Origin of the sequence: Bacillus sp. AK25, from assembly GCF_048270685.1 — a bacterium.
In the GTDB taxonomy this organism is placed as follows: domain Bacteria; phylum Bacillota; class Bacilli; order Bacillales; family Bacillaceae; genus Bacillus; species Bacillus altitudinis.
Genome location: NZ_JBLUWC010000001.1, coordinates 2,705,251 through 2,727,886 on the forward strand (window position 1 = coordinate 2,705,251; position 22,636 = coordinate 2,727,886).

28 protein-coding genes, 1 tRNA gene and 1 riboswitch are annotated in these 22,636 nt (G+C 40.5%); of the genes, 7 read left to right on the forward strand and 22 right to left on the reverse strand.

The window, feature by feature from the left end; genetic code table 11:
• Window positions 1–962: 962 nt before the first annotated feature.
• Window positions 963–1,065, forward strand: a riboswitch (TPP riboswitch).
• Between the two features lie 96 nt (window positions 1,066–1,161).
• Entirely contained in the window at window positions 1,162–1,737 is a 576-nt protein-coding gene (gene thiT / locus ACNO7B_RS14070) for an energy-coupled thiamine transporter ThiT (protein ID WP_007500615.1), read from the forward strand.
• 240 nt (window positions 1,738–1,977) lie between these two features.
• Here thiT and ACNO7B_RS14075 read toward each other — a convergent pair whose 3' ends face one another.
• Window positions 1,978–2,532 carry a GNAT family N-acetyltransferase gene (locus ACNO7B_RS14075; protein WP_017367915.1) on the reverse strand — a complete coding sequence of 185 codons (555 nt, stop codon included), beginning with the start codon at window positions 2,530–2,532 and terminating at the stop codon, window positions 1,978–1,980.
• Window positions 2,533–2,701: 169 nt separating this feature from the next.
• Here ACNO7B_RS14075 and ACNO7B_RS14080 point away from each other — a divergent pair, with 169 nt between their 5' ends.
• The 3 genes from ACNO7B_RS14080 to ftsW are packed head-to-tail and all read left to right on the forward strand — an operon-like array spanning window position 2,702 to window position 5,648.
• Complete coding sequence (locus ACNO7B_RS14080) at window positions 2,702–3,340, forward strand: DUF1232 domain-containing protein (protein ID WP_410685447.1); 639 nt, start codon at window positions 2,702–2,704, stop codon at window positions 3,338–3,340.
• Window positions 3,341–3,354: 14 nt separating this feature from the next.
• Window positions 3,355–4,509 (forward strand): rod shape-determining protein RodA, encoded by a 1,155-nt coding sequence (gene rodA / locus ACNO7B_RS14085; protein WP_060781333.1) that lies wholly within the window; start codon window positions 3,355–3,357, stop codon window positions 4,507–4,509.
• A 5-nt stretch (window positions 4,510–4,514) separates the two neighbouring features.
• The gene (gene ftsW / locus ACNO7B_RS14090; RefSeq protein ID WP_410685448.1) at window positions 4,515–5,648 is read left to right on the forward strand and encodes a putative lipid II flippase FtsW; all 1,134 of its coding nucleotides are present in this window, start codon (window positions 4,515–4,517) and stop codon (window positions 5,646–5,648) included.
• Window positions 5,649–5,679: 31 nt separating this feature from the next.
• On the opposite strand, the gene ACNO7B_RS14095 is transcribed toward ftsW, so the two are convergent.
• Together ACNO7B_RS14095 and ACNO7B_RS14100 are read right to left on the reverse strand one after the other, a co-directional pair.
• Window positions 5,680–7,227 carry a flotillin family protein gene (locus ACNO7B_RS14095; protein WP_008344044.1) on the reverse strand — a complete coding sequence of 516 codons (1,548 nt, stop codon included), beginning with the start codon at window positions 7,225–7,227 and terminating at the stop codon, window positions 5,680–5,682.
• 11 nt (window positions 7,228–7,238) lie between these two features.
• Window positions 7,239–7,769 carry a hypothetical protein gene (locus ACNO7B_RS14100; protein WP_017367919.1) on the reverse strand — a complete coding sequence of 177 codons (531 nt, stop codon included), beginning with the start codon at window positions 7,767–7,769 and terminating at the stop codon, window positions 7,239–7,241.
• A 205-nt stretch (window positions 7,770–7,974) separates the two neighbouring features.
• Here ACNO7B_RS14100 and ACNO7B_RS14105 point away from each other — a divergent pair, with 205 nt between their 5' ends.
• Window positions 7,975–8,454, forward strand: a complete 480-nt coding sequence (locus ACNO7B_RS14105) for a DinB family protein (protein WP_410685450.1) — start codon at window positions 7,975–7,977, stop codon at window positions 8,452–8,454.
• Between the two features lie 40 nt (window positions 8,455–8,494).
• Here the strand turns inward: ACNO7B_RS14105 and ACNO7B_RS14110 are convergent, their stop codons facing one another.
• Window positions 8,495–9,703: an iron-containing alcohol dehydrogenase gene (locus ACNO7B_RS14110; protein WP_008344050.1), complete on the reverse strand. Its 1,209-nt coding sequence runs from the start codon at window positions 9,701–9,703 to the stop codon at window positions 8,495–8,497.
• Between the two features lie 27 nt (window positions 9,704–9,730).
• Window positions 9,731–11,200 (reverse strand): betaine-aldehyde dehydrogenase, encoded by a 1,470-nt coding sequence (gene betB, locus ACNO7B_RS14115; RefSeq protein ID WP_045035274.1) that lies wholly within the window; start codon window positions 11,198–11,200, stop codon window positions 9,731–9,733.
• 206 nt (window positions 11,201–11,406) lie between these two features.
• Here betB and cudC point away from each other — a divergent pair, with 206 nt between their 5' ends.
• Window positions 11,407–11,964, forward strand: coding sequence for a choline uptake/conversion transcriptional regulator CudC (gene cudC, locus ACNO7B_RS14120; RefSeq protein ID WP_035389194.1), 558 nt, complete (start codon window positions 11,407–11,409; stop codon window positions 11,962–11,964).
• 72 nt (window positions 11,965–12,036) lie between these two features.
• A tRNA-Ala gene (locus ACNO7B_RS14125) sits at window positions 12,037–12,109 on the forward strand.
• A 59-nt stretch (window positions 12,110–12,168) separates the two neighbouring features.
• On the opposite strand, the gene ACNO7B_RS14130 is transcribed toward ACNO7B_RS14125, so the two are convergent.
• The 17 genes from ACNO7B_RS14130 to ACNO7B_RS14210 all read right to left on the reverse strand — a co-directional run bounded on the left by ACNO7B_RS14130 (window position 12,169) and on the right by ACNO7B_RS14210 (window position 22,629).
• Window positions 12,169–12,615, reverse strand: a complete 447-nt coding sequence (locus tag ACNO7B_RS14130; protein WP_039169955.1) for a hypothetical protein — start codon at window positions 12,613–12,615, stop codon at window positions 12,169–12,171.
• Window positions 12,616–12,718: 103 nt separating this feature from the next.
• Window positions 12,719–13,537: an N-acetylmuramoyl-L-alanine amidase gene (locus ACNO7B_RS14135; protein ID WP_410685486.1), complete on the reverse strand. Its 819-nt coding sequence runs from the start codon at window positions 13,535–13,537 to the stop codon at window positions 12,719–12,721.
• Window positions 13,538–13,556: 19 nt separating this feature from the next.
• The gene (locus ACNO7B_RS14140) at window positions 13,557–13,820 is read right to left on the reverse strand and encodes a phage holin (protein ID WP_410685487.1); all 264 of its coding nucleotides are present in this window, start codon (window positions 13,818–13,820) and stop codon (window positions 13,557–13,559) included.
• A gap of 12 nt (window positions 13,821–13,832) precedes the next feature.
• Window positions 13,833–14,045: a BhlA/UviB family holin-like peptide gene (locus ACNO7B_RS14145; protein WP_017367922.1), complete on the reverse strand. Its 213-nt coding sequence runs from the start codon at window positions 14,043–14,045 to the stop codon at window positions 13,833–13,835.
• A 36-nt stretch (window positions 14,046–14,081) separates the two neighbouring features.
• Window positions 14,082–14,222, reverse strand: a complete 141-nt coding sequence (locus ACNO7B_RS14150) for an XkdX family protein (protein WP_072368324.1) — start codon at window positions 14,220–14,222, stop codon at window positions 14,082–14,084.
• On the reverse strand, window positions 14,222–14,542 hold the full coding sequence (locus ACNO7B_RS14155) for a hypothetical protein (protein WP_041507667.1): 321 nt from the start codon (window positions 14,540–14,542) through the stop codon (window positions 14,222–14,224). Before ACNO7B_RS14155 ends, ACNO7B_RS14150 begins: the two co-directional genes overlap by 1 nt.
• A 13-nt stretch (window positions 14,543–14,555) precedes the next feature.
• Complete coding sequence (locus ACNO7B_RS14160) at window positions 14,556–15,872, reverse strand: hypothetical protein (RefSeq protein WP_417901860.1); 1,317 nt, start codon at window positions 15,870–15,872, stop codon at window positions 14,556–14,558.
• Window positions 15,873–15,999: 127 nt separating this feature from the next.
• Window positions 16,000–17,163 (reverse strand): hypothetical protein, encoded by a 1,164-nt coding sequence (locus ACNO7B_RS14165; protein ID WP_410685489.1) that lies wholly within the window; start codon window positions 17,161–17,163, stop codon window positions 16,000–16,002.
• On the reverse strand, window positions 17,135–17,344 hold the full coding sequence (locus ACNO7B_RS14170; RefSeq protein ID WP_410685490.1) for an XkdX family protein: 210 nt from the start codon (window positions 17,342–17,344) through the stop codon (window positions 17,135–17,137). Before ACNO7B_RS14170 ends, ACNO7B_RS14165 begins: the two co-directional genes overlap by 29 nt.
• A complete protein-coding gene (locus ACNO7B_RS14175) occupies window positions 17,341–17,670 on the reverse strand; it encodes an XkdW family protein (protein ID WP_410685491.1) in 330 nt (109 codons plus the stop codon). Before ACNO7B_RS14175 ends, ACNO7B_RS14170 begins: the two co-directional genes overlap by 4 nt.
• 10 nt (window positions 17,671–17,680) lie before the next feature.
• Window positions 17,681–18,559, reverse strand: a complete 879-nt coding sequence (locus tag ACNO7B_RS14180; protein ID WP_410685492.1) for a hypothetical protein — start codon at window positions 18,557–18,559, stop codon at window positions 17,681–17,683.
• Between the two features lie 15 nt (window positions 18,560–18,574).
• Entirely contained in the window at window positions 18,575–18,958 is a 384-nt protein-coding gene (locus tag ACNO7B_RS14185) for a phage tail protein (protein WP_410685493.1), read from the reverse strand.
• Window positions 18,959–18,969: 11 nt separating this feature from the next.
• Window positions 18,970–19,893, reverse strand: a complete 924-nt coding sequence (locus ACNO7B_RS14190) for a YmfQ family protein (RefSeq protein ID WP_417901632.1) — start codon at window positions 19,891–19,893, stop codon at window positions 18,970–18,972.
• On the reverse strand, window positions 19,880–20,926 hold the full coding sequence (locus ACNO7B_RS14195; protein ID WP_008344084.1) for a baseplate J/gp47 family protein: 1,047 nt from the start codon (window positions 20,924–20,926) through the stop codon (window positions 19,880–19,882). Before ACNO7B_RS14195 ends, ACNO7B_RS14190 begins: the two co-directional genes overlap by 14 nt.
• Window positions 20,919–21,341, reverse strand: coding sequence for a DUF2634 domain-containing protein (locus ACNO7B_RS14200; RefSeq protein ID WP_024719684.1), 423 nt, complete (start codon window positions 21,339–21,341; stop codon window positions 20,919–20,921). Before ACNO7B_RS14200 ends, ACNO7B_RS14195 begins: the two co-directional genes overlap by 8 nt.
• Window positions 21,342–21,355: 14 nt before the next feature.
• Window positions 21,356–21,622, reverse strand: a complete 267-nt coding sequence (locus tag ACNO7B_RS14205) for a DUF2577 family protein (protein ID WP_410685495.1) — start codon at window positions 21,620–21,622, stop codon at window positions 21,356–21,358.
• Complete coding sequence (locus tag ACNO7B_RS14210; protein WP_017367933.1) at window positions 21,619–22,629, reverse strand: XkdQ/YqbQ family protein; 1,011 nt, start codon at window positions 22,627–22,629, stop codon at window positions 21,619–21,621. Before ACNO7B_RS14210 ends, ACNO7B_RS14205 begins: the two co-directional genes overlap by 4 nt.
• Between the last annotated feature and the right edge of the window lie 7 nt (window positions 22,630–22,636).

Consider the following 22,636-nt stretch of genomic DNA (forward strand, 5'->3'; position numbering starts at 1 on the left):
CTATGTAGGAATCTCTCGATCCGACAAAGATTATTATATACAGGTTTTACTCATTTGTAAAGGCTATATTAAAAAAATTTTATTTCATTTTTCATAACGTATTTCTTTTAACAGATGATGTTGATGTTACCAGTCAAAACGGCTTCAATTCAACGATTAACAGCTGTATTTCTCTTCTCTATATTCTCTCTAAAAACGAGTAAATCCTTTAAAAATATCAGCAGCCTTTCAATTTTTATACTTTAATGATATAGATATTTCTTTATTTCAACTGTTAAACGCAATGAATGTTTTGACTTCAATAAAATAGACTTATACAACTCCATTTAAATGAATGAATTTGTATCAGGCATCTATACACCTGCTATTCTTTCTATCTATTACTTTTCTCCATACTTAAAAGTGAACATGCTTCACAGACTTTCACGTTGATTTAGAGCATCTCCACGCTTATAGTGAATTAAAACAACCTGATTTATACCACATATGTATCAAGGTGATCTTCTTTCAAACAGCACAAAAAAGACCAGTTCCATACATATCACACATGCGTTGCTACACGATGTAGCGAACTTAGCATGTGATCATTTCCTGCCTCATCAGTCTGACTGACTACCTATGATGTATCATAGGATTTTTTATAAAAACTCGAATTAACAGGTGCGTTTTGTCTTGTTTAGTTTTCAAAGATCATTTTCGTTATCGCTCAGAAGCGACTTTATTAATATAACATTCTATCAAGATGAAGTCAACAACTTTTTTCTTGAATGTTATTTCTCAACCGCGCTGTTTCAGCGGCGAATACAAATATAACATCTTTTAAAAGAAGAAACAAGTATTTTTTCTAAATAATTTATTTTCCCTGATCTCTTCCTATACATTCGTACAAAAAGGGCTTAACTCCATAATTCACTATTGTTGATCCTGTAGGTCTTTAGTATATTTATAATAGATTGAAATTTAATAACCGCAGGGGGAGCCTCGTGCTGAGAGTGAACAATTCGTTGTTCTGACCCTTTGAACCTGTCAGTTAATACTGAAGTAGGAATGTGGAATCACTTGCATACATGCATGTATGCAAGCCGATATGTTTTTCTATGAATCACATACTCATCCTGACATGGTCTCTCCTTGCACAATTCGTGAAAAGGGGATTTTTTTATGCAGCAATCAAATCAATTAGTACGACTGATGGAGATCGCCATCATGACTTCTCTTGCACTTGTTTTAGATTATTTATCAGGTCTCTTTTTAAGAATGCCAAACGGCGGGTCAATTGCACTGATCATGATTCCTGTCATTCTCATGTCCATTAGATGGGGCGTGTCTGCTGGATTTATCATCGGTGTGTTAATCGCAGGACTGCAGCTGATGAACAATCCTATTATTGCTACACCTGTACAAGGATTTCTCGATTACTTTGTCGCATCTGTTGTGATTTGTTTAAGCGGGCTATTCTCAGGATCAATTAAAAAAGCCATTCAGGATAAAAAGCGAAAGAAACAATTCTTCTATATTATCCTAGCTGTATTTGTCGCCAGTTTCTTCAGACTGCTGACGTTCTTTATTTCAGGTGTAGTCTTCTTTTCTCATTATGCACCAAAAGGAACACCAGGTTGGGTGTATTCATTAGTTTATAACAGCACATATATGATTCCTTCATTTATCATTTGTAGTATTGTTCTTTGTTTACTCATCCCTAGTGCGTCTCGTTTGGTTTTTCCTCGACAAAAATAACCCAGCTGTTTCAGCGGGTTATTTTTTTATGCATAATTTGCTGCTCTATTGAATCTATTAATAGTAGAAGATTTCATGCTGGAGGTACGACAATGAATCCTTACTCCATTATGCTGTGCTGTTACATCCTCAGTCTCGCCTACTTTTTGGCCAGTTTCTATGAGGCATTAAAAATAGCAGGTGTGAAAGGAAAAGTAGAGGCTTCTCCTTTTATATCTTATATTTTACTCGCCACCCTTTTTACTTTTTTCTCTCATTATTACTGGAAGCTGACGATATAATCTGTTGAACATGAGCACTTAGTACAGATAGTTCCCATCCATACCCTATTTCTTCATGGTTCTCACCAGCCAGCTCGAACTGGCTGGTGACGGCAAAACTAGGTTGAAGTTTTTGATAAAATTGCTTAGCTGAATTTTGCTCAAATACCCAGAGCAGCATATTCTGATAGCCTTTCTCTATTAAATAATCCACACCTTTTGCAATCAAAGCCATACCCGCTCCTGATTTCTGTTTTCTCTGCAACAAATAGATGGCATAAAGCTCACCATCATATATTGAATATCTCTCATCACGCTGTTTTCCGAAGGAAGCAAAACCAAATACTCCGTCAGCATCCTCTGCGACAAACGTGCCTTCAAGCGACCTGCTTCTCCAGCTCTCTTCCCGCTCCCCTACATTCAAAGCATCTAAATACTCTTGTGAAATAATGCCGTGATAAGTCGTTTGCCAGCTCTTCACATGAATTTCGGCAATTTTAGGAATATCATTATGTACTGCATGTCTAACCTTCATCTGCACACCCCTTTTAGCCATTTCTTACTCTATGTTTCATATGATAAGTTTCTATTTTATAAAATTCAATCCCTAATGGATATTCGTTGACATTTTGTCAACACCCCTATATATTGGGTACGACTTCTTCTATTGAAGAGTTGAACTTTATGAAAAGGGGAAAGAAGAGATGGAATTTAAAACAACTGAGCTTCGGCAGTTTTTAAAAGAACAACTGCAAATACGTTCTCTTTCATTAAGAGAACTCAGTACACAAACAGAAATTGATAAAGCGACACTGTCTAGAATCATGAACGGAAAAAGAAAACCGACTTTGAACCATTTACAGCGGCTATCAGATGCTCTACACATTTCTTTAGATCATCTATTGGCCACGGCCGGATTTTCAATTAAAAACGAAAGAGTTCACGGTAATACGTTCATTCAAGCAGTAGAAGAGATTGAGCGAACGCTGAAAGATCATGATGTCTATGACGGGACGTTCAACGAGAATGAATTGAAACAGAAGTTAAATGAATATGAAACCTATAGTCAATCAGATGAGGGAAAAGAAACAATCTCAGCAAATTTTGAAAAAAAGATAGATACGATAAGCGGTGTTGGACCATTTCTTGATCAATTGAAAAGCATGTACTACTCGTTCATGAGCGGACGGGGGACTTCTCGAGAATTGATGTTGATGGGAGGCGCATTACTTTACTTCATTATGCCCGTTGATTTAATACCAGATTATATTTTTCCGATCGGCTATATTGATGACGCTGCAGCGGTGCAGGTCGTATTAAACCAGCTGACAAATAGGTCATAGCAGGTGACGGAGACATGAAAAAACAGAACAGCATTGACTTCGCATTATTATTCACTGTCATTTGCTTCTTTGTGATCAGCCTACTGGCTGTGTATAGCGGATCGGGACAGTATGAAACGCAAGATATGTTTTATTTCGTCAAAAGGCAAGTTTTCTGGTATATTGTCGGCTTTGGCCTTATGGCGGCAGTTGCTTACTTTGATTATGAACTGCTTGAGCGGTTATCTTTTCGATTATTTGCAGGTGGTCTCTTTCTCATCATTCTCGTTCATTTTTTTGGCACGAATCAAAATGGCTCTCAAAGGTGGATCAGCTTGGGACCCATGAAAGTACAACCATCAGAATTTATGAAAATTTTTGTCATTCTTCTGTTAGCGGCTATTTTAAATCGATACAAACATCAGCGCTTTGCATTTAAAGAAAGCATGATTCCCACAATGAAAATTATATGCTGGACCGCTGTTCCTTTTTTCCTGATTTTAATTCAGCCAGATTTGGGGACGGCACTTGTGATCTTGTCTATCGCTTTTACACTGATGCTTGTGTCAGGCATTTCAAGTAAAATGATCGCTGCATTAATCGCTTCTTTTCTCGCGCTTCTTGCATTTTTGACCTACTTGCACAATGAACATTTTGAGCACTTTACAAAAGTGATTAAACCTCATCAGCTTGATCGCATTTATGGATGGCTCTCTCCTGATGAATTTGATTCGACATATGGGTATCAACTGAAACAAGCAATGCTTGGCATTGGGTCAGGGCAATTATCAGGAAGCGGGTATACAAAAGGAAATCAAGTACAAGGGGGAAATATCCCTGAAGCCCATACAGATTTTATATTTGCAGTCATTGGCGAGGAGTTTGGTTTTATCGGCGCCTCCCTATTGATCTGTTTATATCTTATGATGGTCTATCGAATGATTCATGTGGCTATGCATGCGAATACCCTTTATGGGCTTTATATATGTGCTGGGGTGGTTGGGCTGATCGTCTTTCAAGTCTTCCAAAACGTTGGGATGACAGTAGGGCTAATGCCTGTGACTGGTCTTGCCCTTCCTTTTATCAGCTATGGGGGCAGTGCGCTTTTAACCAATATGATCGCCATTGGCCTTGTCTTTAGTGTCAATTTGAGGTCCTCATCCTACATGTTTGGACGTAACTGGGATTGAAGGTGATGTCATTGATTCTTTCTCACCTAAAAAAAATCGACTACATTCTTGCTGGGACGATTGTTTGTCTTTGTTTCTTTGGATTGCTGATGGTGTACAGTGCGAGTTATCCTTTAGGCGAAATAAAATATGGACAGGGCAGCTACTTCTTCATGAAACAGTGGCAATGGCTTTTGATTGGGTTCTTCTTTTTCATCGCTGCAGCTCTGGTTCCATATCAAGCTTACCGTAAATGGATTCGGTGGCTTGTGATGCTGTCACTGCTATGTCTTCTCCTTGTCCTGCTTCCAGGAATCGGTGTTGTCAAAAACAATTCACAGCGATGGATTCATTTGGGCTCTCTGATCATCCAGCCGTCTGAGGCTGTGAAATTAGTGATGATCATCTATTTTGCCTATGTATATGCAAGGAAACAAGCGTATATTACATCCTTTAAAAAAGGAGTACTGCCTCCACTTCTTCTTCTAAGTCTAGCTTTTTTATTGATTTTAAAACAGCCAGATTTAGGTACAGCAGTTTCTATTTTATTGAGTTGCGGTATCGTCTTATTATGTGCTGGACTTAAAACACGCCACCTCATTCTACTAGGTTCGACGGCTGCGGCAGGGATCACTTTTTTTGCTGTGACCGCTCCTTATCGCTTGAAACGAATCACTTCTTTTCGTGATCCTTTCATGTATGAGGATGGAGATGGTTATCAGCTGATCCATTCTTATCTCGCCATGAATTCAGGAGGGCTTACCGGGAATGGTTTAGGTGGAAGCATTCAAAAACTAGGATTTCTTCCTGAAGCCCATACAGATTTTATTATGGCCATCATTAGTGAAGAGCTGGGAATCATGGGGCTGTTGTTTGTGATGGGTGCCTACCTACTCATCATGTATCGCGCCGTTCGAATCGTTCAAGGTTTACAAGATCCATTTGGAAAGCTATTAACGATCGGGTTTACTTTTCAAATTATGATTCAAGCAGCCTTTAATCTAGGAGCTGTCTTTGGGCTTCTCCCCATTACAGGCATTCCTCTTCCCTTTATTAGCTACGGCGGATCTTCATTGGTGTTCATGATGATATCTGCAGGCATTCTTGTGAATCTTTCTTCATCTATCAAAAGACACCGGCATGTGCCCCAAGTAAAATAGACACCCTCTATCAGAAGGTGTCTTTTGATTTTTATTCTTCTATTTGACGATCAGCGATTTCTTTTTTTCTTGGCTGTTTGATTTCATTCGTCAGTTCTTGGATGCTTTGTTTCACATTGCCTTTGCCAGAGAAATTCTCAATAATTTCTTTGACATCAATTCCAGAGGAAGCTTTCAGACTTTCTTGAAGACTGGACATAAGGTTTGTCGCATAGCCGGTCACTTTGTTGGCGCCGCTGCCTTCCCCGTTACCACCTGTATCAACAACTGTAATTTTATCAATGTTAGAAAGTGGAGCAGATACTTGTTTCGCATATTCAGGTAGCATTTTCACAATCATATCAAGAATCGCCGCTTGACCATACTGTTCGAATGCTTCTGCAATTTTCTCTTTCGCTTCTGCTTCCGCAAGTCCTTTCAACCTAATGACTTCTGCTTCTGTTTCCCCTTTTGCACGATCGGCTTCTGCTTTGGCAAGCCCGTCAATCCGAACTTTCTCTGCTTCTGCTTTTGCCATTGCTTCAATGCTGTATTTCTTCGCATCTGCTTCTGCAAGACGCTTCGCTTTTTCCGCCGCAGCCGACTGCTCAACAGCATAACGGTCCGCATCTGCTTTCTTTTTCACTTCAGAATCGTATTGACGCTCACGACGCTGGATCTCTTTTTCTTCTAATTCAATTTGCTTCTGACGTTCAATGATTTTGACTTGCATTTCTTGTTCAGTTACGTGCTGACGATTACGAGCTGTTTCAAGATCGTACGCTTGGTCAGCGCTTGCTTTTGCTGTATCTTGTTCACGTCTGAATTCTGCTCTTTTCAACTCATTGATTTTTTCTGCTTCAGCGATTTCAGTGGCACGCTCAAGCTCAGATTTCTTCGCATCTTTATCTGCTTCTGCACGTTTGATACGTGTTTCTTTATCTGCTTCTGCTGTCGCAATATCTGCATCGCGTTTCACTTGAGCAATTCTAGGTTTACCTAGTGATTCTAAATAGCCATTTTTATCACGGACATCTTTGATTGTAAACGATACAATGACAAGACCCATTTTCGCTAGATCTTGAGAAGCGACACGCTGTACTTCTTGAGAAAATTTCTCTCTGTTTTTATAAATCTCTTCAACTGTCATTGACCCTAAAATGGAGCGAAGGTGTCCTTCTAGTACTTCTCTTGCTTCATTTTCACGATCTTCTTTTGTTTTCCCTAAAAATTGCTCTGCCGCAGTGGCGATTTCTTCAATTGATCCGCCGATTTTAATGATGGCCGTTCCATCCGCCATGACCGGTACACCTTGTTCAGTATAGACTTCAGGCGTTGAAACATCTAGCTTGCTAGATAGTAAGCTGAGCGGCTCTGCTTGTTGAAAAACAGGGAGTACAAAGGTACCTCCACCTCTTACAATCTTAATCTTGTTTCCACCTTCATCCACGTGGACATTTTTACTTCCGAGGTAACTTCCTGTGACGATTAATGCTTCATCTGGACCAGCTGTCCGGTATTTCGAAACAAATACACCAATAAGTGCAATGAGAATCACAAGCACAATTCCAATAATAATTAATATGGTTGTTCCTGGCATAGCATTCCCTCCTAGATTTCTTCATTTGGTATAACAGATAACACGCCTTTGTTCACTTCGACGACCAGCACCCGGGTTCCATATGGAATCTCCTCTTCGTCGAAACTGACGGCAGGCTTTGAGATTTTCCCGCTGTTACTAATTAACAGCACTTCTCCAAACCCATCTTTTGGTACAGATACAATGATCTCCCCAGTTCTTCCTTTTAGGTCGGCCTCCGTATATGAAAGGGATTCTTCAGCAGAGGAAAGCGGGACTAAGACAAATACATGTAAACAAGTAACTAGAACCACTGCGAGGATGGCAGATAATACGGCGCCAAGTCCACTTCCTACAATTGCTGTTTTTTCAGAGATAAATCCTCCAGCCGAGAAAAAGGTAAGAAATGCGAGGATCAATGTTGGTTGAAGGAACGGGACAGGAATCGCTTCAAACAATCCATCAAATACATCGCCAAAAAAGACGAAAACAAGCGTCAGGATTCCTGATACCATCAATATGTATAAGTACAGCGTCTGAAGAGGCAGCCCAAACACATCCATCTTCCTCACCCTTTCTTTATGAAATGAGCAGCCTTTCATTCATTTAGACCATGCTCACATCCAAGTGTATTCCTTCTAACAGGTAATACGAACCACTTTTGTAAAGGTTTCATTTTTCATCACAATTCATTAAAGGATTTCTCGGATAGCTAAAGAATGATTGTCTTGTACCAGTATGATAAAATTTGATCTTGAGGTGAGAGAAATGAGTTTATTACATGAAGCAAGACAAGAATTATGGCAAGAGCTGCAAGGATTAAGTGAAGAACAATTAAACAAAAAATTATCTGATGATACTTGGAGCATTCAAGAGGTTGCAGATCATTTAAAGAAAATGGACCTAATTTCAGCAAAACATCTAGCTGCCGAGGGTAAAAAAGCACCAATCAAAGAATATAAGCCAAAACCAGTTGAAATGGCAGAGGATCGTTCAAAAAAAGCCACCGCGCCTAGTATTGTTGAACCAGAGCGCAAGCATGTGACACCTACACATTTAAAAGATGAGCTTGATACAGCTCGTGAGAAATTAAATCAAATTTTATCAACGTTTACAGAGGAAGATTTCAAACGCGTGATTCCACATCCTGTGTTTGAAGAGCTTTCATTAAAGCAATACCTTGATTTTATCGGCGCACACGAAAAACGCCATATTTATCAAATTAAAGAAATTAAAGAACAGCTATAAGATGTAAAAAAGACTCCCTTCTGGGAGCCTTTTTTCATTGTTACACTGTTTTAGGTGTTAAATCAAAGCAGCGAGCGTAAATCCAGTTGTATGCTTTTTCGTTCAGGTCTCTTGGATTTCCAACTGTTTGCGGATCTTTCATTGCTTCTTTAGATAAGCGATCGATCATATCTTTTGGTACACCTTGTTCTTCTAATGAAGGAACTTCTAGGTCTTCCACTAAATCATACATCCAATTCACTGCTGCTTTTGCAGCTTCCTCTGTTGTCATTCTGCTTGTATCAATACCGAATGCTTGCGCAATTCGAGCGAATTTCTCTGGGTACCCTTTCCAGTTATATTCCATGACAGGTCCCATCATTGCCGCTACACATTGACCATGTGCGACTGGAATAATGCCCCCAAGCGTTTGGCTCATCGCATGGGCTGCGCCAGCTGATTCACTGCCATAGGAAAGTCCGGCAAGCATCGCAGCTTGTGCCATGCCATATCTTGCTTCCAAATCCTCTCCATCGGCAAAGGCACGGCGAATATAATGAGCAGCATATTCAATGGCCATGAGCGCTACCGCATCTGTAATTGGCTGAGCAAACTTCATCGTATAGCATTCGATCGCGTGCGCAAGCGCATCAATCCCCGTCATTGCCGTCACATGCGGCGGCATAGATACATGAAGCTCTGGGTCAATCACTGTTAGGTGAGCTGCAATAAGTGGTCCACCTGTGTTGAATTTGAATTCCCTTTCTTCGTCAGTGATCACTGCCCACTGCGTGACCTCTGAACCTGTACCAGCCGTTGTCGGAATTGTGGTTAACGGAGGGATTCTATTTTCAAGCGGTTTTTTCCCCTCAGCCGCTTCGTAATCAAGAACTGATCCTTCATGAGTCGCTTCCACACCGATAGCCTTCGCTGTATCCATTGAGCTTCCGCCGCCTACTGCGACTAAACCATTACAGCCTTCTTTTTCATATAACGCAGATCCTTCATTCACTAAACGGACTGGCGGATTTGGTTCTACTTTATTAAATAGAACCACATCAACTTGCGCTTCTTTTAATGAAGCAATCACTGGATCTACAACACCTGCTTGATAAATACCAGGATCTGTGACAAGCAATACCTTTGAAACGCCGTATGCTTTCACTTCTTCCCCAACATGTTTCACTGCCCCAATGCCATGCTTGATGACAGTCGGAATTTCAAACGTATGGAATTTTTGCATACTTTCAATTTTCATATTTAAAGTCATATAGAATCTCCTCCAGATAAGTGATATTTATTTAAACCAATGAACCGCTTCTGGTTTTGTATTTCGATATAAATGTTTTAGTTCCGTATATTCTTCAAGGCCCGTACGTCCTAATTCACGTCCAAGACCTGATTGTTTATATCCGCCCCACGGTGCTTGAGCAAAATAAGGGTGGAAGTCGTTGATCCATACCGTGCCTAATCTTAATTGACGAGCCACTCGTTCGGCTTTGCCGATATCAGAAGACCACACCGCTCCTGCTAAACCATAAATCGTGTCATTTGCCAGCTCGATGACTTCTTCCTCTGATCGGAAGGATTCGACAGTGAGAACTGGTCCAAACACTTCTTCCTGTACAATTCGCATCTCTGATGTACAGCCTGAGAAAATCGTCGGCAAGTAGAAGAAGCCTTTTTGAAGCTCCTCTGCATCAGGTCGTTTCCCACCTGTTTCTAAGGTTGCTCCTTCTTCTAGACCGATGCTGACGTATTTTTCTACTTTTTCTCGATGCTCAGCTGAGATGAGCGGTCCGCTCTGGGTTCCTTCATCAAAGCCGTTGCCTAGCTTGATTTTTTTCGTACGCTTCACCAGTTCTTCTAAAAATTCATCATGAATAGATTCTTCCACTAACAAGCGTGAACCTGCTGAACACACTTGCCCTGCATGGAAAAACACAGCATTCATTGCCTGGTCAACCGCTACGTCTAAATCAGCATCTTGAAAGACGATATTCGGGTTTTTCCCGCCGAGCTCAAGGGCGATTTTCTTCACATTCCCGCTGGCTCCCTGCATGATTTTCTTACCTGTTTCAATACCACCTGTGAATGAAATTAAATCGACTTGGTCATTGACAGCCAGCTCATCTCCAACAGTTGCTCCAGGTCCAAGCACTAAGTTGGCAACGCCTGCTGGAACACCCGCTTCTTCCATAAGTTTGAAAACTTTGATCGTGGTTAATGGTGTAATTTCACTTGGCTTTAGTACGATTGTATTTCCAGCTGCAAGGGCAGGAGCGATTTTCCAGCTCGCTTGAAGCAATGGATAGTTCCAAGGAGTGATTTGACCGCATACACCGACAGGTTCTCGGACTAATTCGCTTTTTGAGTTTGGAATAGGCGATGCAATGATTTCCCCGCCATCCTTATCAGCAAGCCCCGCATAATATTGGAATACGTTCGCAATATCGTCCATATCAGCTTTGCTTTCTTCTAATGTTTTGCCCGTATCAAGTGATTCTAATTTGGCTAATTCATCAAGGTCTCGTCTAATCAATTCCGCAATTTTAAACACAATATTTCCTCTTTCAAGTCCAGGCATGTTTGCCCAATCACCTTGATCAAAGGTTTTTCTTGCTGCCTTAATGGCTAACTGCGCGTCATTTCTTGATCCTTCACTGACTGTCGCGATCACTTCTTGATTAAATGGATTGATGATATCTCTTGTGTCGCCACTCTTAGCGCCAACCCATTGTCCATCGATAAATAGAGTTTGACTCATAGAAGGAACCTCCTCTGATTCTCTTTGGTAAGTTTGTTAAATAAAAATTTAACGTTTTGAACATAATTAACTTAACATGTTCAAATTTTTCTGTCAAAGGGGGATATGCTTATTTTATTTTGACATTTTGCATTCTTTCGTTAACATATAGTCCATAAAGATTTTTTTGAACGTATTGAATTCACTTAATAGAAAGCAGGGACAAGATGAAAAAGCAGGAACAGCCACAAGCAGAAGAACGCATTTTAGCTGCTAAAGATCTCGTCATTGATTCCATCGCTGAAACAATGGATCTCTATGGCATTACTAGAAGTGCGGGTATTTTATATGGAACGATGTATTTAAATGAGGAAATGACGCTGGATGAAATGCGTGAAGAGCTACAAATGAGTAAGCCTAGTATGAGTACGGGTGTGAAAAAACTGCAAGACATGAATATTGTCAAAAAGACCTTTCACCGTGGCCGAAGAAAACACAGCTTTGTTGCTGAGAAAGACTTTTTTAAGTTTTTCATGAACTTCTTCCCGCAAAAATGGGAACGAGAGGTTGAGGTCAATCTAGCAGCGATAGAAGAAGCGCAAGAACGCCTTCAAGATGTAGCTCGTGATGATCAGGCAGAGGAACATGAAAGAGAAGAAGCGAAACAGCTCATTGAACAGCTTGAAAGCTCAAAAGCCTATTATGACTGGCTTAGACGATTAGCCCACTCGGTTCATTCGGGAGACATCTTTGACTATATTCCGATTGATCAGAAAGAAAAATAGCCGGGGTGTTTGTGTTTTACAGCTTGAATTTTACAGGAGGATTGATTATAATAAGTTATGTCGTAATACTTCGGGGCATTAGCTCAGCTGGGAGAGCGCTACGCTGGCAGCGTAGAGGTCAGCGGTTCGATCCCGCTATGCTCCATTATCAAAAGCCTATCCAATGATGGATAGGCTTTTTCATTTGATTTTACTCATAAAAGATTATTTGTCTGGTTCTTGAATTTGATAACCAAAGACTCCTTTTATCTCAACATCCCCACAGCCTTCTTTTTTGGTCAGTTTAATACCATGGGGTCTATAAATGTAGCGCCCACTTGATAAAATTCGGTCTGTTGCACTTAGATCATATTGGTTACCTGTATACTCTTTGACTGATGACGGAAAATCCGTTCCTGATAAGGATGTTCTGTAGAGTGTCACCTCTAAAGTACAACCCTCTGCATTTAGTATTGAAAATTGGTAGCCGTGAGTAGATGGATATTGTTCAGGATTATTTTGACCTCCTGGTACCCACAGATATTTTTCCTGTTCCGTCATGATGAAATCAACTTCTACTTCTCGATAAATGGTCTTAGCTGCAACCTTTTCCATATTAAAATGGAACATGACAATGAAACAAAGAGACATCATTACACTTATCCGCTTCATACAACCCCTCCATTCATTTTTACCATTATACAACAAATAACACCAAAAATGGTTTTATTTTACTTTTTTTATAATAAATAAGGGTTGATCCATTCCATATGTGTTAACTTTCTATGACCTTTCTTAATGTTTCTTTGGTCTTTGGACCATATATGCCATCTGGGGTTAACCCATGCATCATTTGAAATCGAGACACTGCATTCGCAGTCTTGGGTCCGTAGTACCCATCGATTCCATTGTTGATCGCTCCCTTATCAGGATAAAAATAAATCGATGCTAGGGCTTGTTGTACGGCTTTTACAGCTGACCCTTTTGTAAGAGGCTTCGTCACTTTTAAAATACCTGCGGGCAAACTGTATGTTTTTTTGACCTTGTTGATTTTAGATGTTGATCTCGTTGATATGGTTTTGATAGATGTTTCTTTCACAGGTTTAGCTGTTGTCATTTGACTTGATGCTGATGCAATACCAGCCTTGAAGCCATCCCAACGATTTAACAGCTTACGCGGACACTCTTTCCCGCTCCAATGCTTATGTGGCACCACGTTTGATAAAGGAATTCCTAAATCCCCCATCAGTTTCCGAATAAGCCATTGGGCGTTTTTAACGGCTTGTTCAAAGTCACCGCCTGCATTTTCACAAATTTCAATTCCAATTGATTTCATATTGCCGGTTCCCCTGCCATCTCCTGCGTGCCAGCCATTTTCGTTTAAAGGTAAATGCTGATAAATGACCTGATCATCGACCGTGTAGTGCCAGCTAACCCCGGTACTTGCCCGAGCAACAAATGCTGCATGATTTGCCGCATCAGCCCCCCGTCCAGTGTTCGATGTATTATGCACCGTAATATAGAGCGGCTTCATCCTGTTTCCTGGTCTGTTGCGATTTTGTTTTGGGATGAGTGCTTGAATGATCTTCACCATATTGTTTCTCCTTCAAAAATTATTTTGTTAACCCTCTTTGTTTCAGGGCATCTTTTTGCAATTGACCTTTATAGGTCACATAATTATTTTTAAACCAAGTGATCACGGCAGTGACCATAGTGAAAATTGTGGAACCTGCCACATATAGTGCCTCTCCTACGGTTTGCACTTGCTCCTCGCTAATCGGCAGCACTGTTTGTCCAAACATGACAAGCGTTTGGTTGATAAGCGCAATAAAAAGAAGCACTGTGCGAATCACAGTGCCTTTGTCGAATGTTTTCATGATGTTTTCCTCCTATTTTAAATTCCGTTCAATTTTATCGAGCTTGTCGATCACGACGTCATACTTCTCACTAAACTTTGCTAACACATCATTTTGCGCCTCGATTTGCTCATTGAGTTTGTTTTCTCGTTCTTTTGTTGTATTGAGAACATAAAACAGAATCCAGCAAAAGAGAACAGCAAACGGACCTTGTGTCATTAAGTTTTGAACGACATCAACTTCCATTGGAATCACCTACTTTCCGGCAAAAAAATAAAGCCATTAGGCTTTGTATATTTCTCCAGTTATATTTTGATAGTCTTCTTCCGAGATCCAGCCAATGCTTACATAAAATGCAATGTCCTCTGGGCCGTAACACTGCCAGTCCCAGAATTGTTTGATATCCGCTACAGTTGGAAACATCAATCTGAAGCACCTACTTTTTGCATAGCTAATAGCTGCGTTAGTTGTTTTGATAACAAAGCATTTTGTTTCTTTAAAAGTTCTATATCACTTGGCGGGAGAGGGGCCGGTTTTAAGCTGTCTATATACTCTTGGGTCGCTGATTCATACCATTGTTGTTTTTTCACATCAAATGCAGCCTTATAAAAAGAAGGATTATTGGGTGGTGCAATTGTTGTGCATTGCTCTGGAATAATATAATTTCCTTCATCATCCCTTTCGAACACTTCGATAGGTCTGATCAATTCATTTTGCTGATTGTATTCATAGGCTTGTATCATTTGTATCACTTCCTTAATTTAATGGAACAGCCATGTCTAAATAGTAGCCAGTTACTGCACTGTTATTCACTGCATGTAAACCAGTTAGTTTTAGCTCTCCTGTATTATAGATATATAATTTACTATGACCCGTTGTACCTGATACCGGAACTGATACTACTATTCCTTTATCTGGTAAACGATCAGCTGGAATCCATCCAAAAATAACTTCTCTATTTGCTTTTAGGTGGCCTCTCATCAATAACAAATTTCCCCATTTCACATATTCAACTGGTCTATCCCCTATAGAAGAGCTTTTGTCTAAGGTTACATTTAGCCACTTAACATTTTCAAAATCAGCATCAGTCACTAGTTTTTTCCACCCTTTAAAAACACCATCAGTATGGACCGTTCCGAACCAATGAGTGTTGTCGTAACTTCTGCAGACATGAATGGTCTTTCTACCATTTACAGTTTCTAAGATATCGATATTAAACCAAGAAGAATCATTATCGACAGGCATATTTACAATATTAGATCCTACAGCAAAGTAAAAGCCGGATGGCAGCGTTAAAATATCAGTTCCTATTGACATTGAAAGTCTTAATCCCTTTGAATTTAATAGGTTATGGTCATTGAGACGTTTCCAACCGCTCCACTCTTGTTGTGTACCCGTTACATCAGTTGTTGAACGGTTAATATAGACATCTCCTGTATTGTTTGCACCAATGACCCATCCATAGGTATTTTCACTAAAAACAGACAAAGCCCTCATGGAACTTCTTGTCGGAAGATCTGGATGTGCTTCATGAATGTACCATGAATGAACTCCCGGCAATTTTATCAGCTTATCTAAAATACTAGGATCATCCGCATTAATTCTTTCAAAAGCTTTTCCATCGTCAGCAGTAATTTTAGATAATTGTCCTGCATCCCATTTCTTTTTTTCGTTTTGAGTAGGCATTTGCAGCCAATTGATCGCAATGTCATTCACATGATAGTAAAAACAAAATGCATTGCCTGAAGTGTCGATTGCGATTCCTACACCGATATTATTTTGACCTACTAGCTGAAAACCTCTTAATGCAGCATTGCCTATAGCTGGAGAATCGACTACTCCAGAACCACCTGGCGCATAAAATGAGCAAGCCCCTAGCGCTTTAATTCCCTCGTAGATACTGCCACCAGCAGGGATATTAATCAATTGGGACCCGTTATCATTTGTCAGTTTATATAGCTGTGATTCATTCCATTTTTTCTTTTCTGAACCAGATACGTGAGGAATTGGATCTCCCTTATGAAGGTCGAATTGTTCTAGTAGTTCCTGATCATTTTCAATCAAAATTTTCACTAAATCGTTAAAGAGATCTGCATGAGCTTTATCACTCGTCTTAAAAGGTTGAGGTGTTTTTATGATTGTTTCTCCTTTCAAAAAAACTATATTATTTAAGACAGATATTATGGTAAAAGCAGCTAGTTCACTTCGTTCTAAATCGGAAACCAAACGTGATAAATTCATTAGGATTCAGATCATTAGAACAATATTGGACACAAACTTTCCCATCTGTCCCGATTGATGTCCTATGAATTTGTGGTGTACTACTCTTACCTATGCTTGACGCTACTCCAATAAAGTGAGTCGATTGCATTGGTCTAAATCCTTCTTTTAAGGTAAAAGCAACAGAGTCAAAACCAACCTTACCACCGGTAATTGACCCAATAATTTCAACCACACCTAATGCATCTTTACTATATTGCACGGTGTGGGGAATACCATCGACAGAATTATATATTTTCCAACCATTATCGAGCTGCGGAAGTTCTACCTTGTTCCACTTCACCTCATCATCCGCATCAGACAGTAATCTACGCCAGCCCTGCCAGCCTAAATTTAAATCAAGATAATTCGTAAAGACGTTATTGCGATAATCTACAGCAATCACCCATCCAAACGTCCCCTTGTTATTACTGTCCGCAGATGTAAAGTGATAAAAACCGCGTGCAGATAAAGCTGAAGGATTGTCCTGTACACCAGCTGGAGAATAAAATGTGCCAAATGTTTTTCCCGCCTGTGTAATTTTATCGAGTAAACTCTCTGCAGTTCCTACAGATACACGTACGCCACCCGTGTCATTTGTAATTTTAATTAATTGGCTGCCATTCCATTTATCTTTATCAACTGTTCTCGGCAGCTGCGTCCAAGTGATAGATACATGGGTAGAATTATAGAAGAAGTAATATGCATAACCCGACGTGTCTACCGCAAATCCAGTACCAATGTTATTTTGTCCAACAGTCTGTATTCCTCTTAAATAAGCATTGCTGGGTGCTGGGGAATCTTCTACCCCTGGGGATGCAATGAAAGTACAGGTCCCCTTATCTTTTATCTCATCATAAATATTTTTGTCAGCTGAAACAGAGATCAAGTGTTTGCCGTCATCACCTGTGATCTTATATAACTGCGATTCATTCCATTTCTTCTTCTCTTCTTCAGATGCATGTGGCTTGGTGTCATCAATATGGCCAATGAGTTGTTCTAACAGTCCCTGATCATTCTCAAGTAAAACCTTTACCATGTCATTGAATAAATCAGCATGGGCTTTGTCGCTAACTTCAAATGACTTTGGTTTTTTTATTTCCATTTCGATCTACTCCTTCTTTCAGAAAGTTTGGGTCAATTTCTTTTAATTGCTCTAAAGTCAGTATGTGCTGGTGATATCCCTCTTTCATCTCTTCCATTGAACAATCCCCTAATTCAATGGCTTGTTTGACCAACCCAGGTGTGACCCATTGAAAATATGATGCCATGACCCAATAATTCATGTTTCACTCCCTCCTTTAATGAAGAGGATCTCATTTTTTAGCGCCTTTAGTTCGTTTGTTAGAAGATCACATTGGTGTTCAAGTTGTTTTCTCATCAGCTTTTCTTTGGCTACTTCTTGTGCTAGATAATCAAGTGGAAGAGGTGGTTGATACCTCGGGTTGGCTTTGGATTCCTCCCACCATTTTTTTAATTCTTCTGTCGTTGGCTTTTTCACATCTAAATGCCACTCGTTTATATACGAACCGTCACCATCATTTCTTAGTTCAAAATCCTTTTGCGGGTCCGCAGCGGGGTATTTATACTTAATGGCTTCATATAAAATCATCTGAATCCTCCTACACTCTTGGGAAATTTCGTCCCCCTATTTCCATAATATCGAAATAGTTGAACCAACCTGATTTATCTGATACATAACGACTAACGTCTCCCTCATAATTTGCATAAATATAGATTTCTAAATAATCCCCTTTATTAGCCGGTACATTCGCAGCACCATAAAGACCCGTATTTAAAATCCCTGTATCAGAGGGGCTTTCAGGTCGTTGTCTGTGATGTGCAATGTTTTTATACCTTATTCCATTCAAATAGATCGATAATTCAAAGTTCGCGTATCGTTGAAAGCTTTCAATATAAACACCTGCATTCACTGAATACATTCCGTTTTCAGGGCAGATGAACCGATTATTTTTGATATCAAAATTGTTATGACTGTCTTTAATTTTTCGATTAAAAAGGACTTTTTGATACTCTGCTTTGGTTAATAACTGCTTTCCAGTTGTACCAATATTGGTATGAAGGAACCCAGAGAGTTTATGCCAGTCGGTCCAACCCGAACCAGTCCACCAGTGACGGCACCATGTACCTGTACTATCAAAATAGCTGCCTGCTTCGTTTCCAGTGCCATAATAGTATTGTACAAATCGAAAATTACTGATCTTCTCATTCTTCACAAAGCCATATCTCGTCGGATATCCCGTATCATTGGCTTGGCCAATATCCATAAACGTAATGCCAATTGGATATTCCTCACCACTGACTGATGCATCTTGAATGGCTTGATCACCTTTTAAAATGAACAAGGTTTCATTCGTGATCCCTGCTATTTGTTGACTGAGCGCATTGTCATTCTCCACAAGTGTATCGACCATCCGGTTAAATAAATTGGCATGGGCTTTGTCAGAGGTTTCAAACGGTAAAGGTGATTTTATGTCCACTTCTTTTCCCCTCCATTAATAAATATCATCAATCTCAAAAACAAATTCGATGTCGCCGTCTTTTTGTTTGTCTGTCATGGTGCGGATGGCGGTGAATTTGCCGGCTTCGTCGACAAGGGCTAGTTCATTGATGACTTCGCCTGCGAGTTCTCCTTCAGCGATGGTGCAGGTGTAGCGGATTTTTGCCGGTTCCATGATGGTAAATGAATCAATATTTTTTTGAACCAGTTCTTTTTTGAGTGCTTGTTCGGTTCCGTCAAGAGAGATCGGTTTTCCATCCTTTGTTCCTCCATTTCCGAATGCCATTTTGACGACTTTTGTGAGTTTTGTTCCTTCTGCTCGTGCCTTTGCCATTTGTTGACGTGCATATAGTGTGGTTACGGTTAATTGATCAGCCATTGTGATCCTCCTTATAGGTCTATTTTTTTAGAAGTTGCTGCTAGCATTTTTGATCCATCAAGTGGAACGGATCCATCGAGAATCCAGTAATGTTCCTTGATCAGTAAACTGCCGCCTTGTTCATTTTGAACATGTACCGGTAAGCGGAACGTCATCCTCTTTTTTGTTTGATGTAAAAGCTGGTTCTTTGCGCGCAAAGTCAGCGTAGCTGCTTGCTTCGTTTCATGCGATGCTCCAGTCATGACATAATTCATACGATATGCTGTTTCTTTCTCTTGTTGAAGCGGCATTCTCATCTTTAATGAATGCCGAAAACGAGCAGGGACTTCTGTAGTACCTCGTATCCCGCTGAGATAGAACGTTCCATTTAATACGAATTCACCATTGAGTAAAATTGGAATATGATCGAAAAAGCCCACTCTGCTTCGCAGTGTGAGCCGCTGGTGATGATCATTTGTTTCATGAACATCAGTATGATGACTGGCGGTGAACGTATACGCCAAATGTGCTGGCTTTAACGTTTCGAGTATTTCGACGATATATCTTGTGTTTTGCAGGTCATCTAGGTTGACACGCAATGCAAAATGATAACGGTTGACTGTAAGACGGATGATCGCACTTGGATTTTTAAGAAATCGATTCACAGATTTCTCTAATGACAGATACGTAATTGGTGGAATGTTCGACATCATATTGATTAATCGTGCCCTGCGCAGCTCAATCGAATCATCTGACTCTCGCTGCACCTTGAGCATTCTTTCCCACCGATTCAATCCCCACGTCGCTGTTAAAGGGAAAAACTGTTCCGTTAGATCAAAAATGGATTCGTCCAATTGTTCAAACTCTGGTGCCTCTGTTTTTAGTAAATGATCCACATCATAAATCTCTGTGAAATAAGGCGGCAAGTAGTTTTTCATTTCATTAAGTTTGCTCAATAACCTTCACCTGCCTCAGACGTGGTATCTCAATGTCTTGTAATACTAAGTTTTTTGACTCCCCATTCAATAAGACGTTTGCATAATCGGACACACTCTCTGAATGGTACAAAATATCATTTAAGGCGGACATTCGAATCGTACTTTTTTCAAATGCGATTGATTTTAACAGTGCTTTGACCTTTTCTTCTATTTCTTTTTGCGCACCTTCAAGTGTCCAGTCCATCTGAAGTTCGACGGACACTTCTACGTCAATATCCAGCCACTTGGCGCTTTCCACGGTTGCTTTTGAACCAATAGGAGCTTGCCCTTCTCCTTCTCCCGGTACAGGATCGATATACTCCTGGACCCTTTTGACAAGAAGCTCAGAGGCTACATCTAGATTGCCATCGGTGATGACAATTTTGACCGTTCCCTCTCCATTCCATAGCGGGAATACTTTCGCTCTGCCGACACCAACCACTTCCTCGGCCCACTTTTTGTAATGTGCTCTGTTGGCACTGACAGCCTCTCGCCTTGCGCGTATTAAATACCGATCGTATAATGACGCATCATCTTCTTCCTCTTGCCCTGGTATCACCAATTCCTTCATGATCATCGACTCTAGACCCGGAATGGTATCAAGCGATAGCAGCGGCTGACCTGTTAATTGCCCATTGCCGGCTGTACCTGTTGTCTCGCATTCTAGTGTACCGTCCTTTGAAAATTGAAAATAAACGTCTTCAATAAAGAATCTTGATCCTGCTGGAATGTTTACGTTCTCTGGTTGAATGGTTACGGACCAGACCGCTTTGGTGGCTGGCTTTCGTTCAATCCCCACTTCTGCTGCTCGTCTATCTAAAAATTCCCCCTGTGCTGTATCAGCAAAGACAAGCTCAAATACTTGATCAAGCCAAATATACGACTGAGCCAGTTCAGCAGCAGCAGGTGCCAAGGCATTCCAAATGACGCTATTTTCTCTTTTGTCTATATCATCTGGCAGCCTGTCCAGCATTCTTTCCATCAACGCCTCATACGTTTGCTCCTCAAACATCTCCCTCCATCACCTCCTCTATTTCTAATGTGCCTTCATCTGTGACAATGGCTAGTTTGACTTGAAAGGCATCATTTTGTTTCGTGACTTCTATCTCTTCAATATGATCAATCCGCTCATCAACGACCAATGCTTCTTCTAGCAATCTTGGAATCTCCATTTCTTTGTATTCATCTGTTGCTTCTGTATCGGTCAATAGCTCCTGAATTTCAGTGCCAATGTCGTGACTGTAAATGGGATGTGCATAGCGCTCTGTTCGCAATGTCATATAAATAAATTGTCGGATCGCTTCAATGCCTGTAATGGCTTCATTTGTCAGCCTACCATTTTCAAAATCTATGCGATACGTCGTCGAGGTTTCTACCTCTTCGTCTTCTTCTGTTTCCTCGATTTCTTCCTCTGGTGAAAGTGCCACATTCATCACCTCCCTTACAATTTGTCGATGATGTAAAAGGACTGCCCTCCTGCCATTGCAAGTACCATAATGCTGTCTCCCCTTTTCAACTCATCATCCTCACCCTTATTTAAGCGTTTAGGCCAAATAAGCAGTTCTTCTGGAATGATCAGCTTACTGTTTTCATTTAATCGGATGTGAAGAGGAGAAACCATTGTGACCTCTCCAATCACCAGATCAATTGGAGAAGCTGCATCTACTGCATTGACAGCGAGTCGTTTAATTGCTTCACTTAATCTCATGCTTGATCACCCTTTGGCATGGAATTTTTCTCAACGACGTCAATTGTCATGGTGTGCTTCACTCCATTGAATTCATGCTTGTCTTGATCGATCCAGTAGGTTTTTTTGATGTTGATTTCAGGGATTTTCAAATAGATTGGCAGACCGCTTTGCAGTTCAGGGATTCCGAGTGCTTGTATGCTTTTCACTTCTTGTTTGACGCCTTTTTTTTCAGCTAGGCGTACTTTCGCTCTTTTTTGAAGCTGCGGCTGGTTGATTTGACCTGTGACCGTCTCTACATGCTGTAAAATGCCGTACTGACTCTGACCCGCTTTGTCCTGTTCGATCACCACAATATCTGATTTGCTACCTTTTTTCTTATTCTTCCCCTGTTCGTCTACAGACGTGCGCATCTTCACACGTGTTGCTGTCTCTTCAATGGAGGTGCTGTACTGATAACCGATGAGGTTGACGCCTGATTCAATGACCCACACGTCCTCTGGATCGGGCCAAGCTCTCAGCCCCATCTTGCCTTTAGCAGAATAAATTTGATAATTTCTACCGGTTTGCCGCTTCGTTTCCTTCAATGCTTTTAAAATGATGTCATATAAACTCGTGTCATTTTTAAAGACGAGAGACTTCATGACATGTCCTGTATTTGCGATGGATGTCATAGGAATTTGAAAGTCTGCCCCGATCCGCCTCAAAATTTGATCTGCCCGTTGATTTGAAAAAACATATACATCTTGGTTTTTCACTAAATATTGGAGCATATCGTATGCGGTAAAGGTCAGCTTTCCTTCAACAGGCGTCCTAGAAAACACGATGCCTCTGAACAGCTCTTTTCCTTTCCATTTAAAAAGAACCGTGTCTCCTTCTGAGACACGGTAATATGTTTGACTGCCTTGCTTTGTGATAATGTTCGCCTGAATAGAGCGAGGGGCCTGATACCTTTGCCCCTGAAGTGTCACACTCTCTGTGACAAGCTCATACATCGTGCCGCTTCTGATGGCAAAAAGCTCAATCAATGTCAGC